We start from the raw sequence: 16,797 nt of genomic DNA, 5'->3' as shown, positions 1-16,797 counted from the left end.
TTGTCAGCACAAACAGCGCTCAATACCGATAGCCGTCAGCCCATAAAAACTCAGGATTCATCGATGCAAAAAATAGTATTAGCCACCGGCAACCCTGGCAAAGTGCGTGAACTGGCAAACCTGCTGGCCGACTTTGGTTTGGATGTCGTCGCACAAACCGAACTGGGTGTTGAGCCTGCAGAAGAGACTGGCTTAACCTTTATTGAAAACGCCATTTTAAAAGCCCGCCATGCGGCGCAAACAACTGGCTTACCGGCCATCGCCGATGACTCAGGCTTGGCAGTAGACGCTTTAGGCGGCGCTCCGGGGATTTATTCCGCACGCTATGCCGGTACTGATGCCAGTGACCAAGAGAATCTGGAAAAGCTGTTGGTCGCATTGCAAGATGTCCCCGATGAAAAACGCGGTGCTCAGTTCCATTGCGTACTGGTCTATATGCGCCATGCTGAAGATCCAACACCGCTGGTGTTCCACGGTCAATGGCCAGGAGTAATTGCTCACCAACCTACTGGGGCTGCTGGGTTTGGCTATGACCCTATTTTCTATGTCCCCGCGCTGGGTAAAACCGCAGCGGAACTGACTCGTGAAGAGAAGCACGCGGTATCTCATCGTGGTCAGGCCCTGAAATTGATGTTGGATGCGCTACGCAATGCTTAAATTACCCCCGCTCAGTCTCTATATCCATATCCCTTGGTGCGTACAAAAATGCCCTTATTGTGATTTCAACTCACATGCGTTGAAAGGCGATGTACCTCATCAGGAATATGTAGAGCACGTACTGGCGGATTTGGATGCTGACGTGCCTCTGGTTAGTGGCCGTGAAATCAGCACTATTTTTATTGGTGGCGGCACACCCAGCTTGCTGAGTGCTGAGGCCATGCAGCAACTACTTGATGGTGTTCGTGCGCGTTTGCCCGTTGCCAGTGACGCTGAAATCACCATGGAAGCCAACCCTGGTGCGGTCGAAGCCGATCGCTTTAGCGGCTATCAACGGGCCGGCATTAACCGTATATCCATTGGCGTCCAGAGCTTTAGCGCACAGAAATTAACGCGGCTGGGCCGGATACATGGGCCGGATGAAGCAAGGCGGGCGGCAGAGCTGGCAACCTCACTGCAATTACGTAGCTTTAACCTGGATTTGATGCACGGTTTGCCTGATCAAACACTGGAAGAAGCATTGGATGATTTACGTCAGGCTATCGCCTTAAACCCACCGCACTTATCCTGGTATCAACTGACTATCGAGCCGAATACTGGCTTTAGTTCCCGGCCCCCAATCCTGCCCGATGACGACGCGTTATGGGATATTTTCCAGCAAGGTCATCAGCTACTCAGTGCTGCTGGTTATCGGCAATATGAAACCTCGGCCTATGCCAAGCCGGGTTATCAATGCCAGCATAATCTTAACTACTGGCGCTTTGGTGATTATCTGGGGATTGGCTGTGGGGCACATGGCAAGATCACATTTAGCGATGGGCGTATTTTACGGACCATAAAAACCAAACATCCACGTGGTTTTATGCAGGGAAAATACCTGGATAAACAATATGAAGTGGCAGCAGTCGATCGGCCTTTCGAGTTCTTTATGAACCGTTTCCGTTTGTTGGAAGCCGCCCCTCGGGCTGATTTCTATCACTTTACCGGATTAACTGAGAGCACTATTCGCCCGCAGTTAGATGAGGCAATAGCAAAAGAGTATTTAATCGAAACAGCAGAATACTGGCAGATTACCGAAAAAGGAAAATTGTTCCTTAACTCGTTACTGGAGCTGTTTTTATAGTTGTGAAAGCTATGCTAAAAATGGCGATACTCCTAATACGTCGAGTGGCAGGAGATAGCTAACGCACAAGCAGTTTGAAGTATGACGGCTGTATCTGAGGGCAGAAACCTGCCCTCAGTCTCTCTTCCAGCTAATCTATTTTGCTATCAATAAGCTGCAATAGAATCACTCATAAACTGATGAGTAGTTATTGCCATTGCCGTTTGCCGCTCTAGCGAATAGTTTTCAGTTGATTCCAATCCCCCCATAGCCTCCGCTAATTGGCTAATATCCTGATCAAGCACTCCCTCTTCATTAAATATTCTCAATTTCTGAAGCTCAAGCTGAGTTTGTAATTTTTGGGTAACAGCCTGTTCGATGGGAATATTTTCATCCAATAATAGGGTCAACTCATCAAAACTCATATTGTGCTCCACTAAACGACCAATATGATCTTTTGTTAAACTTTTCTGATTGAAATAATGTCTTAAATCTATTGGTTTTCTCAAGACTAAAGGCAGCTCAGATTCACTGACCTCCACGCCATACTCTTTAAGCACATGAATATTAGAGATCAGTAACTCAAAGTGCGCACGGCCTGTGACATGATATTTCATCGCAAAATTAATAAGACTCTGGCGGTTGATCCCATATTCTTGCTGACATAATTCAATACCGGCCGGTGTCAGATCGATTCTATTTTTGAATGTAAAATCCAAGGCTTTGTCACTTAATGGTGATGCTTTGAGTAAACCCAATTGTTCCAGCAGATAACTAATTTCATTGTGGCTACGCAGATGATAATTGTTTACCCACTTGGCGATATCAACAGTATCGAATTCCTCGCGGTTGATCCAGGTAACATGTTCTTCCGTAAGGCTAATTCGTTCTGCTATCAACGGTTGGAAGAATGCATCAATTTTCTGCTCGATTAACGGTAATGGATCAGTATTACGAGCGTTACCACGCCAGGCAATTGACGACATGGCCACCAGATAATCCAAATCAGCAAAATCATAAATCGGGTTATTGGTTGCCCATGCTTTAATAGTCTTTAGCTGATTGAGGGTGTTATAGCCGTCTTGAGAATCAATATCCGCCAATTGCCTGACGGTAAGGGCCAACCCCATGGATTTAAGTTGTTGACATAATTGGTAGTATTCATCGGAATACGGACGCAGGCTGAATAGCTCATCAAAAGTAATCTGAGAGTCCTCTACCCAAATAAACTCAACTTTATTTTCATCATCAAGATACCAGTCAACAAAAACAATACGACCAGATGTATCATCCGCTATATTTAGCACTAGATTGTTTTCACGCCGTTCTGCTGACAATGTATGCAGCAGAATGTGCTTATCCAGATAAAGATTATCCAGACCACTGGCATCGGAAATACTTATCGCGCCACTCTCCGCACTATAGTAATAAGTATCATCGCCGCCCCCCCCTTTCAGCATTGTACCTTCGTGTCCACGAATATAAATAATTGTGTCATTACCATCGCCGGTGTCAATATAATTACCCGGTAAGAATGTCGCCGAATTAATCACAACTTCATCATTACCGCTGCTGACAACAGGGGCCTGTTGAGCTGCTATAAAAGGATGACTATCCTGATCGAGATTTATTTGATAATCAATAAATATTCCAGCAACAGGATCACGATATTGTGACTGACCACTTTTATCCGTTATCTTTAGATGCCGATAACGTTTATCTTTCATATAATTAACTAACCGTATACTCTGGTGTTTTTCTGGTTGGTCACCGTGACGTAATAATAAATCATTAGCCGACCGCTCAACAATAACATCACATAATAACCAAGATGACAAAACCAAAGTATCTGGAGCTAATGAATCATCAAAATTATTGATAGTAATATCTGTTGGGTTCCCCTCTTCTTCTTGAATACAGTAAGTATCTTGTCCACTGCGCCCCTCTAATACCCCTTCCCCTTTTAACACTTGCAATAGATTATCTTTGTTATCCCCCAATAACTCATAGCGAGGTAAAAAACCCATTAGCATTGAATGTTCTTGAGGTGAGAGCATAATAAAATCAGGCAATATAACTTGCCGTAAAAAAATATCTTTCTCTCCTTCTACTCTTTTAATATGAGTCACCTGCTGCTGTTGATAATCATTGTCTAATGAGATCTGTACGACGATATCACCAGGATCTCCCTTACCTACTAATTCCTTATAATTACGATCAACCAACGAGGAATAATAAGCGACCATATTCGGGGAAAATTCAGTAACTTTATTAAGGTAGCTTGGCCATAATGGCACCATTGTAAAACCATCAACAGTCTGGATGGTGAAGTTAAGCACTTGCTGCTTTTGATTATTATTTATATTATAGACACCAACCAACCTGATCTGGGTCATAAGTCCATTATCATTCTTTATATTAATCAACACATCAATATTATCTAACTCAATAGACGTTATTTGGTTGAGCTTATGCTCAAGAAATATATTACTGATTTGTATATCTGTATTGTTATTTTCTGACACTTCCTCAATTCTAATCTGTAACGATTTTTCATGAGTACTTTTCAGAATATAATAACTATCTAATCCAATGCCTCCCTGGGCTAAACCAGACTGTAGTGCTAATAAATCATTACCTCCATTACCCAATATTTTATCATCGCCTCCCATGCCATTAAGATAATTATCCACATCATTTCCGATGATAGTATCATTAACATTTTCATGGCCCAGAATATTTTCAAAATCATAAAGTAAAGCAACTTGTTTTTCGACACCACCATTCACCTGACTATAATAGCCTTTGCTAATATCAATAACACTGTCAATTTCATTTCCCAGCACTTCTCCCAGAGCGACTGTATCATTTCCTTCGCCACCGCTAAGGATATGACTCTTAGAGGCCGCAGCACTGGTCAATATAAACGTATCCGCATTTTCACCGCCTTGATATTGCTTAAACCCACCACCAATAGTAAATATATTTTTCTTTTTATGATAACCTTTTGCGACATCATCGCCCCCACCTAAATCAAATAAAGCGGCAACATCATTCTCTTTTATCTCGCGAAGAGGATGAGCAAGCAATTTCCCTGAATCAGAGAGAGAGATTAATCTATTTTCACCTTGATCACTCGGAGATATCGCTATTATTTTATGTTTATCTATTTGAGACAGTCTATTTTGCTGATAACGGACACTGTCCCCTCCCTCACTCTTAATCGTTATTTTATTAACCATTAAAGGTGTATCAAAATAATACCTACCATCTCTTTTATAACCCAACACCTGATAATAACGCCCATCATTAAGAATGATAACTAAATCAAGCACCCCATCTTTATTTAGATCAGTTGCTTGTAACTGTGAACGATGGAGGTTAGAGGAGGAGAGTAATGATGTTAGTTCAGAAGATAACTTGGTCTTATGCTGCCTAAAAACACCACTATTATTTCCCATCAGGTGTAACATCTCCCCTGATTTATTTAGTAGTAAAATATCGTCAAAGCCATCATTATTGATATCGCCAGCAAGTGAATAAGGATAATTTTTACTGTTTTCACCCTCAAACGTCTGCCTCACTGGCTCAATAAAATCTCCGATATTAATTACATTGTGATTATCTTTTCCACTCTGATTAAAATCCAGACTATCATAATGATAAGTTGTCATTTTATCATCATGAAAAATAACCAATTCAAACACGTTATCACCGTTAAAATCCCCTAGCACAGGGAACACAACCTCATTAAATTTATCTACCTCTATTGCATGAGATAATTTCTCCCACTCCAGCCTTGTATCTATTTTCAGGTAGCTACCATCTGACTGAGCCAACCAAGTGTATAATTCATAGTGCCAACAACTAACGTAGTCATCGATCACTGTCATACCCACTGAGTTTTTTCTTGATGCTATTGTCGTGTTATATTTTTCGTTGATCACGATAAAATCGTTAAACCCATTACGATCAACATCAGCAGAAAGGATAAATGAACTATAGGTAGAATCAATATCAAGTTCAGCGAATTCCTGATGCAGATTTTTATTTTCCAGCTTAACTACGTTGCGATTATTCTCCTCGAAAACATCAGCGATAACATGATCGTTAACATCATTTATTTGTTCCAGTTTATAATACTCATGCTTTCCCATTTCTGCATAAGTGGTATAAATTTTGGCATTGGTAAAGGGATCACCTGAAAAAATACTTAGCTTTTCTAAATCTCTCTCTGTTTGCGATCGTTCATCTCGTTTTATAAAAGGGATCGCTTTAAGAACCGCCTCGCCCCGACTATAAAATAGTGTGTCTACTCCCTGTTTACTTGCTAATAAGGACTCATAATAATCTCTCTGTCGCTGGTAAACATTTTCCATGGTCTGGTTATATCTAATCTGATTATCTAGCCCCGGCGTTAAACCAAATTTTAAAAATAATCGCAAACCATTCTCAAATCGTTGGCTTCCCGTCATATCAGGTACAATATCGCGGATCCTTTCAATCTGACTAACGGCTGAGTAAATATCGCCAACAATAATCATGGTAAAAGCCAGGGCAATACCCGCCGGCCCGGCAGCAGTGGCGGCAGTCCCCCCCATTGCCATGGCAAACGCGACGCCCAAACCAATGGTTGCATTAATGGTCGAAAAGACCCCGCTGGCGATAAGATCTCGCCTAACATGGGGATCTGTTTCCGTCGCCAATTGTGAAAATGCATGGTATGCCTGATAAATATCAATACCAGATGTGAGTGCTGAAAGCAGTGGCATACTAAAACGTGCAGCACCATGCGAAAATTGGTTGAGTGCTAATTTTCTTAGGTCTTTAAGAAAGCCCGGGGTCAATAGCAATGCGGGGTTGCGCTTTAATAATGTTAATTGGCTTAGAAGGGCCGGTGACAACCCCCCTCCTTTACTCGCCAATTTTTGTAGGTAGCCAATTCCCCACTTACCGAACCCATATTGCAAGCCATCCGTCGCCAAATTAGCCCCTATACCTCCCCAGGCCATGGCTAATTGCAATTGTATTTCTTCCTCTTGTTTTTCTGTTAAGTCACCGTTACTTATCCAACGTTGGTAATCAGCAGATAAACGTAAAGCAGAAATAAAGCCATATCCCTGCATACCATAACCGAAGCGCCCAAAAATCGCTGTTCTTGCTTTAGGATTAGATGTTCTTAGTTCGGGATCAGATGTTCTTGATCTAGGATAAGTCGCTAAATCAGTTTCATGCTGTGAACCTGATTTAATCATTACATCTTGTAACGTATTACCATCAGCCTTGGTTATTTGCCAATGTTCAACATCAAAATCAGGTCTGTCTGATATTTTCTGTAAAAACTGCAAATCATATTTTAAAGCCTGCATACGCAACGGATCATGTAAAGTTAATAACAACTCACCTTTATTCAGTTTTTTATCTGTTAATTGTGGAAATATCTCTGCTAATTTATACTGTTGTTTTTTATTAAGTTGATTGACTGATAACTGTCTTGTCATCAGCTTATCCAATAGATTATCTATATTATTCAACCGGCCATTTATATCTTTTTTACGCTGTGTTGTTATCTCCCCCCAACGGTTCCAATATAACTTTTCAGTTCCTTTTATTGATGATAAATATTTATTATTGTAACTATCAATATCGGGAATATTCACGTCATTTTTATGCCCCTGAGGATCAACTTCGATGGCCTTTGTTGACGCTGAAACATTAGCTCTAATGCCATACGCATTCAAATGAGACATAAATTTATGTGCAAAACTGGTGTACCTATCACTACTACTCATAGCACACCCCACCAAACTGACTTGCTGAGGTGAAATATTTATCTGATGTTCGGTCTGTAAATAGTGAGAAAATTTATTCAGGCGGGCTGTTAGTTGTTCGGGTCGTTGCCCACCCAGTGTCGGATACTTATCATTGCCACCTCCAGAACGGCCATGCCCAACAACTTGCCAACGTATTTTACCGTTTTCAGGCTGGATTTTTAGTTTAGTGATGAGTTCATTATTACTAATTTCACGCCACTCGCCGTGAATATTATCGTCAATGATAAAAGCCCTATAATTATTATCAGCATCTAACTGAATAATAATTGAATTATTAGCATGTTTCCCTGCAAGTCTCGTAGCAGCACGATTAACTGTTGGGTTATTTTCACATTGAAAAATAATCTGCGTATCGTATTGGCTTGTCGTAACCGTTTTATCTATATTGGCGATAGCAGGCAGATCCCACTCATTGACTTGAATAATGTCTGGATATTTTATAAAGTGCTCATCCAGTAACGTCACAAGGAATCTGGTCGGATTATTCGCGACAACTAATTGCCAATTATCACTATTACGTAACTCAGGGCTTTGTCTAATAATATCAAGGTAATTTTCAAATTTTGAATGTGTCTCAGAATCATTGATAGTTAATTCTAATAAATTACGGTCGATAACGCCATTATCATCAGAGAAGAACGGCGCTAAATACTGTGAATAAGATTCAATCAGTTGATCAACCGTCTTAATTTTATTTTTTACATTATTAAGCAATAACTCAACCACCGGAATACCATTAGTGAATAATATATCATTCCGATAATGATATATAACCTGATGATCATCTATATTTTCCAGTATTCCTCCATTATTTTCCGGATCGAATACCACGAGTTCACCGGGGCGATTTACTGAAACGCCCACCTTTGTTGTATAGGCCAATATAGGGATATCAAATCCTTCCTGGTGCATCATATTGACAATTTCCAGTGCTGGATGAGCACCATTAAACCCCTTTTTTCCTTGTCCATTATCAGCAATATTACATATGACTAACCTAACTTTTACTGGGGGAGGTAATGCAAATGAGTTAGTTGTAAACTTATAAATTTGAATAATATTAGCTATACTAAAACTATATAATCCATCATTAGTGCCATGAGTCACTAATGATAATTCAAACGCCCCCACTTTGGCTATTTCATTCGGAACACCATAGGCTATTCGCGCTTCAGAACCTCTGGCATCTAATTGTAATACTACTGATTTATCATGATGATATGATGCAATAACCTCTCCCGCTCGCTTAGAAATAGAATCATCTTGTAATAACACAATAAACTGTGGATATTGATTTTTCTTATTTTGTTTAGCGGCGTATTCTAAAACAACATTCTTGTCAATTTTATCCCAAGTATTCATATACATACCAGGCTTAATATCGTATGAAAAAAAATGAGTAAAATCTTTTATCTCCTGCAATACATTTATATTGTTATTTATATCATTTGATAAGCCGTCTAATACTTTACTATAACGAGGGTTCGCAAATGGATGCTTGCTATTTTTTAATAGATAATCTATATCTAAAAAATTCTCCATGACTTTAGGATGCGTATCAGGAAGTATCGATACTAATCTAGAGTGCTTTCTTAATGAAGATAATATTAGCGCTACAGACCTTGACTCTGCATAATTCAGATTTACTGACATGGTTATTTCATTTAGATTTTTTATTTGATCTGATAGATCTTTTTTATAAAGCAGAACCCATGTTTCTCCATTTCTATAAGCAACTTGGTACGTTCCCCCTTCGTCATGGGCAAATATACATTCTTTATTTTCAGAATTTTTCTTTACAATCAGATACTCTGGTACATCATTAAATAAAAAATAATTACCCCCGATAAAATCTTTAATATTCTTTAAATTAAAATCATCATTAGTATTTATAATTACGTCTCGACTATCCTCAGGATCTGTTATTAAATAGAGAACAAATCCATTGTCATTTGTCTTTACCCCTAAATTATTACTTTTCAGGAGATAATCAAATGCACTTAATTTGACTTTTTCTATCATCTGCTTATTATTATGCCAACCACTGTTACCTCTTCTCTCCGCTAATATTACATCGCCACTCATAATAGTATTTTCAATTAACTTTAAATCTTGAGGTGCGTTTTTTGGAGTAAAATTAGCCAATAAAAAACGTTCAAGAGTAGCAATTTGTTTTAACTGATTATGGTTAGTATCCACCTTAATTATTATTTCTCTACCAGCAGAAAAATGTATAATGAGTGTTCCTTTCAATAAATCACGATCACTGATTATGACATCCCATTTTTCCCGTAACAAATTAAAAGGAATGAAAGTGTTTTTTAATTTATTTGTGTTAATATTAATCACATCACTATTAAAATCCAGAGGAATAGGGAGTTTTTTAATATCACGAATATTATAAAAAAGTAGACTTTCTTTTTGTAATAAACTCTCAAGAATAACTTTTCTTTCATTAATATCTATTGCGGGTACATTATCTAACCAACTTTCTATTTCACTGCCCACCGCTAATTTTTTACTTACAAAACTAATGCGCTCCGATTCAGTTAATACTTTAAACTCTGTAATTTCACCTAATCGTTCATGTATTTTGATAAGAAAATAGTGTAACAGTTCTACTTCAGGTGAGTTTCTAGCAATATCGATAGTATTAATAATCTCTTTACTAACAGTAACTAAACTGGGCTGAAATTCCTCATCTAGCCATCGCTGGTAGATATCGACCAATAACTTTTCTTGTAACCAAACGGGAAGAAACTGATACTCCACAGTCATTGAGAGATCTTTTACTGTCAGTAAATCTCCCAGCTTATCCAAGGGAGTATCTTTATAAAATTCCAAAGGTTTATGAAGAATACGAATATCACCTATCAATCCTTTCTTCTGCAATGCTCGTAGTACAGGCAGCTCGCTGTTCCAAAAATAGTTATTGATCCGTAGACCACCTGGTGAGGATAAGTAAACCGTCCCACCACGTTCAGCGCTGTAGGTGGCATAAAATGAACTGGCATATGAAATCATTTCATACCGCAGGTGATTGATTAAATCCACCATCCGCTTATCCGATGAATTAGTAATGTTAAGTTTTAGTGACTCTGCCATGTCAATCATAAATCGTAGACCAGTGATACTTTGTATATCGGATAGTTCAGTTCCACTCCCTACTAATAAATCACCTCGCCACACATCCATATAAGTGTGAATATCACCACTAAAATAGATATACAATCTATTCCCGCCCTCTTCTTGTGGCAGTGGAGGGGTCACAGATATACCTAATGAGCTAATATATATAATTAACTCATTGAATCTTCCATAGTCATTGAAAAGAGCCGCATCAATTGCCAGATCGGCAATTTTTATTTTTTCTGCTTGAGTAAAACCATCAGGTACAGATATCCCCTCGCGAATTAAACTATAAAGTTGCGCATCGATATATTTAATGAATTTTTTCTTAATGAGTTCAATGTCAGAATAAGAATAGTCAAACCTTTCTTTTTTATTTTCTTTATTAATCCGCTCATACGTTTCAGCGACAATCGCGAGCCGTTGTGATAATGACAGTTTATCTATATGAAATTCAGCCCTTCCATTTCCATTTGGCATATAAAACCCTTACATCATAAGTTATATTTTTTAATTAAAAAAATAAATACAATAATTATAAATATTTTCCATGCAGATTTTATAATAAAACAGATGAAAACTAAAAATACAAGCTTACAATTAACACCAAGGTTAATTTATTTTAATAGAAATGAGTGAAATAATGATAAGGTGATTTATTGAGAACAATAGAGTATATGATCTAAATAATTAGAATTAAAGGTGGATAGTAACTGAATGATAAATCGTCGGGAACCAATTTTAACCGCATTAAAGAATAAGGCGTATTAATCAGTAGCGGCTCTATTGAGGATCTATCACAGGCCAGCACACGTGCAGTATGCCGGATATATGGCGGTTTTAAATTTGGAGGGGAAATATCCCCTCCTTCTATTACCCCAAGGATTTATATTACCCTAAGGATTTAAGTAACTCGATACGCTGCTGTTCCAAAGTGGTAACTCGCCCGCAAACCTCGCGGCCAAATTGCTGGAAATCCTGCTCCTGATCGTTCCATTCATTTTTGATAGCCTGCTGTAACCCGCCCAGATTGCCTAGAATGGCCTGCAATGGATTATTACCACTACTGGTGGCCTGCTTAACCCCCATCTCATTTAGGCTGTCCTGCAACACGCCGCCCATGCTCTGCTGGACCAACTCACGACCATCTTTTTCTACCTGAGCAATCGCCTGATGGTGAAAAGCTAAACCGTCACTGCGCTTCTCGATGATGCGAGCCATCTGCTGCTTGAGTTGATCACTTAACGTCGTCAGACGGTTACGGACATTACTGCTGCTACCGAGTTGCTGAACAATGACTTTATCCAAAGAAACCCGTGCTTTTTCCAAACGTTGCTGCGCGCCCTGATCAATCCATGGCAAGTCTTTACGTAATGCTGTTTGATAACGGAATGCCTGCTGGCGCTGAGCATCAGTCAGCGTCAACGTTTTGCCATTACGGGTGACATCACCGTCAGGTGAAATCTGTAAATTGCCACTGGCCCCCACAATTTGCACAGATTGCGGGCTGATAATCACATCATCTTGTGGTTTTACGCTACACTGATATTCAGCCTGCGCCTGCAAAGCGGTGAACATCAACAATGCCAATCCTGTGGTACGTAATGCTTTTATTTTATGTAACATAAGACTCCTGAAAAACTGTGCCATTCGATTACTACCTGACTGTGACCTCAAGTACTTTGGGGATATTTCTATACCCTGCCAGAACTTATCTTTGAGCAGAAGAAGAGCTGTCTTAAAAGATAGAACGACCAATTTGTTGTGCCAGTCTCTCTAAGGCAGCAGTACCCGCCAATGAGTTCCCTGCATGGTCCAATTCAGGTGACCAAACGGCAATACAGAGCTCATCCGGCACAATGGCAATAATACCACCACCAACTCCCGATTTACCTGGCATCCCCACTCGGAAGGCAAATTCCCCAGCGCCATCATACATACCGCTGGTGATCATCAGAGCATTAATTTGCCGCGCCTGCATTGGGGTAATTAAAGACTCTGAGCCACTAATGCTGCGCCCCTGATTCGCCAGATAGACAAAGCAACGGGCCAACTCAACACAACTCATACGCATTGCACAGTAGTGGAAATAGGTCTGTAATACCGTCAATACGTCGTTATCGAAATTACCAAAAGACTTCATCAGATAAGCAATCGCCGCATTGCGATCTGAATGCTCAAACTCGGAACGCGCCACACGAGGATCATAACTGATGCTGTCATCCTTAACTAACTGGCGTACCACTTCCAACATACGTTGTTTCGGTGCACTCAGGCGGCTTTGCAACATATCGCAGACCACCAACGCCCCAGGGTTAATAAATGGGTTGCGAGGCTTACCCTTTTCTAACTCCAACTGAACCAATGAGTTGAATGGTTGACCAGAAGGCTCTTTCCCCACCCGCTGCCAAATATCTTGCTCACTGTAACGGGATAAGGCCAGCGTCAGACTTAATACTTTAGAAATCGATTGGATAGAGAAGCGTTCATCGCCATCCCCTGCCTTAAATATCTGGCCATCCAGTGTACAAACGGCAATTCCCAGCTTATTGGTCGGAACCTCCGCCAGCGCGGGAATATAATCAGCGACTTTACCCTGACCAATCAGCGGGCGGACCTGCTGCAATATATCGTTTAGTAAGGCATCATCTAACGTTGTTACCACTACAAGGCTCCCAATAAAAACCCGCTAACAATTTCGACTAAAGACACTCAGTAAAAACAAAGGCGCCGGTTAGGGCGCCCTGTTTAATGATCAGCCGTCAAGACGGAAGATCAATCCCACCAGATATCAAACAACTCACTGGTTTCTACATTTTTTAGCTTACGTGCTTCTAACCATTTGGTGACCAGAGCACGGTGCTCATCAGTACAATGACCGATTTCTTGTAGGCAAATCAGGCCTTCCCACTGTAAATAACCACTTCCGTCAAATGCCAGACCATTCGCTTCAATGACTTCATCGATAAACGCATCGACCGTTTCATCAATCACATCAACGCTAGTGCCTTCAGCAAAAGCCCACTGTACGGAAAAACCCAATTCTTGAAACTCGTCGATATGCATCTTTTTGCGTAAACGACGACTGCGATTCTTAGCCATTATTCTTTCCTCTCAAACATCAAATCCCAAACGCCATGTCCCAGACGCTGGCCACGTAATTCGAATTTTGTCAGCGGACGTGAGTCCGGACGGGGTACATAATCATTTTGCTCTGAAAGGTTGAGATAACCGCTCACACCCGACATAACCTCCAGCATATGTTCCGCATAAAGTTGCCAGTCGGTGGCCATATGAAATACGCCCCCCACCTTTAATTTACTTTTTACCAGCTCGACAAACGGTGTTTGAACGATACGACGCTTATTATGGCGCGCTTTGTGCCATGGGTCGGGGAAAAAGAGTTGTACCATCTCTAGTGAAGCCTCTGGGATCATATTTTCCAGAACTTCGACCGCATCATGACACATGATCCGCAGGTTACTCAGGCCAGCGTCATGCGCTGAACTCAGGCAAGCACCGACCCCCGGTGAATGCACCTCAATGCCTAAAAAGTTTTGCTGCGGATTATTGGCAGCCATGGTCACCAGCGAGGTGCCCATACCAAAACCGATTTCCAGTACTACCGGGGCCTCACGGCCAAACAAGGCATCCAAGTCAACCGGGGACGCCTGATATTCCACGCCCATCACCGGCCAGTAACTGTCCAGTGCCAGTTGCTGGCCCTTGGTCAGGCGCCCCTGACGGCGGACAAAACTACGAATACGGCGCAGTGCACGGCCGTTTTCATCAAATTCCGGAGATATGACGTCATTTATCATTGGTGCTTTCTATCTGTTGGTTGTGCATATGAACGCGCATTATGCAAAGATGCGCCAGTTTATCAACTATGAACGTCATAAGTACAAAATTAAGCAGTAAATAGATTATATAGACTTAAAATGATTGGTGTTGTAGTAAAGCAAACAAGTGAGTTCCAATGAGCTTACATCAGTAAGTGATTCGGGTGACAAATCTGCCGGGAGCGGATTTGAACGCTGCTTGCTGCGGCCTCGCAGAGGCGAGGTCCATGGATGGGCCGAGTAACGAGCGCCGCTAACGCCGCGTCAGCGTCAGCGTCAGCGTCAGCGTCAGCGTCAGCGTCAGCGTCAGCGTCAAGCAGAAGAGTATACTCAAAGTCATTGGCGTTGCAGCAAGGCAGCAAGCGAATGAGTCCCGATGAGCTTACATCAGTAAGTGATTCGGGTGAGTGAGCGCCGCTAACGCCGCGGCAGCGTCAAGGACGAAGAGTATAAGGAAAGTTCCGGTTTACAGCACAAGAACTCTATGCTGCAATCCAACTCTCATTTATTTACCTGTCGGATATTGATACCTGCTTATGATGCAAGCGCAACAATTCGCGCACGTGGTACTTGATTGGTACCAACGCTTTGGCCGCAAAACCCTGCCATGGCAGTTGGATAAGACCCCCTATCAAGTATGGCTGTCAGAAGTGATGTTGCAACAAACTCAGGTTGCGACCGTCATCCCCTATTTTCAACGTTTTATGTTGCGCTTCCCTGATATTCAGACGTTGGCGGCTGCACCGTTGGATGAAGTACTGCATTTATGGACCGGTTTGGGTTACTACGCCCGCGCCAGAAACCTGCATAAAGCGGCCCAAATGGTTGTGGAACACCATCAAGGGAAATTTCCCACGACGTTTGACCAGATACTGGCATTGCCTGGAATCGGGCGCTCAACTGCCGGGGCCATTTTATCGCTGTCTTTAGGCCAGCATTTTCCTATTTTGGATGGTAACGTCAAACGGGTGCTGGCCCGTTGTTATGCCGTTGACGGATGGCCGGGGAAAAAAGAGGTCGAAGGCCATCTGTGGCAAATCAGCGAAGATGTCACGCCCGCCAATGGGGTGGGCCAGTTTAATCAGGCAATGATGGATTTAGGCGCGATGGTGTGTACTCGCTCTAAACCTAAATGTGAACTTTGCCCATTGAATATCGGCTGTATGGCGTACGCTAACCACAGCTGGGCGCGCTATCCGGGCAAAAAGCCTAAACAGACGTTACCGGAAAAAACCGCGTGGTTCTTATTAATGCAAAATGGATCGCAAGTGTGGCTCGAACAGCGCCCCCCAGTCGGTTTATGGGGCGGTTTATTCTGCTTCCCGCAATTTTCTGAACAAGAAGAACTCATTCACTGGCTACAAAAACAGGGTATTCCCTCCAGTGAAACCCAGCAGTTAACGGCGTTTCGCCATACTTTTAGCCATTTCCATCTGGATATTGTCCCTATATGGCTGAATACTGCCTCAGTCCGAGGATGCATGGATGATGGCGCAGGTCTCTGGTATAACTTAGCCCAGCCACCTTCGGTAGGGTTAGCCGCTCCGGTTGAGCGTTTATTGCATCAGTTATTAAAAGACTCGTTATTAAAAGATCCGTTGGCAAAAGATGAGTTAACGGAACAATAACTCACAAAGCAATCGCCTACCCAACCAGCTTTATTTGACTAGATACCCGAAGACATTGGAGATGCAGGTAGCCAGCAAGCGAATGACAAATCGGCCAGTGCCCATTTGAACTGCATTCATGCCAGCCCACAGGGTGAGTGAACGTAGCTAACTATTAGTGCGACAAACACCCCGCCGCTTCAAATACGAAGGGTATAACGCCACAGAAGAGGATTTAGCATGAGCAGAACAATTTTTTGCACGTTTTTAAAGAAGGATGCCGAAGGGCAGGATTTCCAACTTTATCCCGGTGAAATCGGCAAACGTATCTATAACGAAATATCAAAAGAAGCCTGGTCACAATGGATAACCAAACAAACTATGCTGATTAACGAAAAGAAACTCAGCATGATGAACATAGAAGACCGTAAACTGCTTGAACAAGAGATGGTCAACTTCCTGTTCGAAGGTCAAGATGTTCACATTGCAGGTTATACTCCCCCGAGTAAGTAACCACACGGGGCCAACTCAGGCCCCGCTGTTATTCCCTAAAGAGTTCGAGTTACAAGAAGGCGGCAACTGAGTAAATCCCCAGGAGCTTACATCAGTAAGTGACTGGGGTGAGC

9 protein-coding genes are annotated in these 16,797 nt (G+C 41.6%); 4 read left to right on the top strand and 5 right to left on the bottom strand.

The window, feature by feature from the left end; all coding sequences use genetic code 11:
• The first annotated feature begins 63 nt into the window (after nt 1-63).
• Nucleotides 64-657: an XTP/dITP diphosphatase gene (locus AC971_RS15285; protein WP_025381140.1), complete on the top strand. Its 594-nt coding sequence runs from the start codon at nt 64-66 to the stop codon at nt 655-657.
• The gene (gene hemW, locus AC971_RS15280) at nt 650-1,780 is read left to right on the top strand and encodes a radical SAM family heme chaperone HemW (protein ID WP_025381141.1); all 1,131 of its coding nucleotides are present in this window, start codon (nt 650-652) and stop codon (nt 1,778-1,780) included. The genes AC971_RS15285 and hemW overlap by 8 nt, the downstream gene beginning before the upstream one ends.
• A 146-nt stretch (nt 1,781-1,926) precedes the next feature.
• Here hemW and AC971_RS15275 read toward each other — a convergent pair whose 3' ends face one another.
• The 5 genes from AC971_RS15275 to trmB form a co-directional block, all read right to left on the bottom strand.
• Entirely contained in the window at nt 1,927-11,202 is a 9,276-nt protein-coding gene (locus AC971_RS15275; protein ID WP_025381142.1) for a C80 family cysteine peptidase, read from the bottom strand.
• 411 nt (nt 11,203-11,613) lie between these two features.
• Nucleotides 11,614-12,348 carry a YggN family protein gene (locus tag AC971_RS15270; RefSeq protein WP_025381143.1) on the bottom strand — a complete coding sequence of 245 codons (735 nt, stop codon included), beginning with the start codon at nt 12,346-12,348 and terminating at the stop codon, nt 11,614-11,616.
• Nucleotides 12,349-12,460: 112 nt separating this feature from the next.
• On the bottom strand, nt 12,461-13,387 hold the full coding sequence (glsB, locus tag AC971_RS15265) for a glutaminase B (protein ID WP_025381144.1): 927 nt from the start codon (nt 13,385-13,387) through the stop codon (nt 12,461-12,463).
• Nucleotides 13,388-13,497: 110 nt separating this feature from the next.
• Entirely contained in the window at nt 13,498-13,824 is a 327-nt protein-coding gene (locus AC971_RS15260; RefSeq protein ID WP_025381145.1) for a YggL family protein, read from the bottom strand.
• Nucleotides 13,824-14,543: a tRNA (guanosine(46)-N7)-methyltransferase TrmB gene (gene trmB / locus AC971_RS15255; RefSeq protein WP_025381146.1), complete on the bottom strand. Its 720-nt coding sequence runs from the start codon at nt 14,541-14,543 to the stop codon at nt 13,824-13,826. Before trmB ends, AC971_RS15260 begins: the two co-directional genes overlap by 1 nt.
• 560 nt (nt 14,544-15,103) lie before the next feature.
• Here trmB and mutY point away from each other — a divergent pair.
• A complete protein-coding gene (gene mutY, locus AC971_RS15250) occupies nt 15,104-16,192 on the top strand; it encodes an A/G-specific adenine glycosylase (RefSeq protein ID WP_038402337.1) in 1,089 nt (362 codons plus the stop codon).
• 219 nt (nt 16,193-16,411) lie between these two features.
• Entirely contained in the window at nt 16,412-16,684 is a 273-nt protein-coding gene (locus AC971_RS15245) for an oxidative damage protection protein (protein WP_002230648.1), read from the top strand.
• Nucleotides 16,685-16,797: the final 113 nt, after the last annotated feature.

Origin of the sequence: Yersinia similis (genome assembly GCF_001053095.1) — a bacterium.
Classification (GTDB): Bacteria; Pseudomonadota; Gammaproteobacteria; order Enterobacterales; family Enterobacteriaceae; genus Yersinia; species Yersinia similis.
The sequence above is the reverse complement of the archived record's forward strand: the minus strand, read 5'-3'. Positions and strand labels throughout refer to the sequence as shown.

Excerpts from the sequence above, each read along its gene's own strand:
- AC971_RS15285 (WP_025381140.1), top strand. The coding sequence starts at position 64 with ATGCAAAAAATAGTATTAGCCACCGGCAACCCTGGCAAAGTGCGTGAA.
- hemW (WP_025381141.1), top strand. The coding sequence starts at position 650 with ATGCTTAAATTACCCCCGCTCAGTCTCTATATCCATATCCCTTGGTGC.
- AC971_RS15275 (WP_025381142.1), bottom strand. The coding sequence starts at position 11,202 with ATGCCAAATGGAAATGGAAGGGCTGAATTTCATATAGATAAACTGTCA.
- AC971_RS15270 (WP_025381143.1), bottom strand. The coding sequence starts at position 12,348 with ATGTTACATAAAATAAAAGCATTACGTACCACAGGATTGGCATTGTTG.
- AC971_RS15260 (WP_025381145.1), bottom strand. The coding sequence starts at position 13,824 with ATGGCTAAGAATCGCAGTCGTCGTTTACGCAAAAAGATGCATATCGAC.
- trmB (WP_025381146.1), bottom strand. The coding sequence starts at position 14,543 with ATGATAAATGACGTCATATCTCCGGAATTTGATGAAAACGGCCGTGCA.
- mutY (WP_038402337.1), top strand. The coding sequence starts at position 15,104 with ATGCAAGCGCAACAATTCGCGCACGTGGTACTTGATTGGTACCAACGC.
- AC971_RS15245 (WP_002230648.1), top strand. The coding sequence starts at position 16,412 with ATGAGCAGAACAATTTTTTGCACGTTTTTAAAGAAGGATGCCGAAGGG.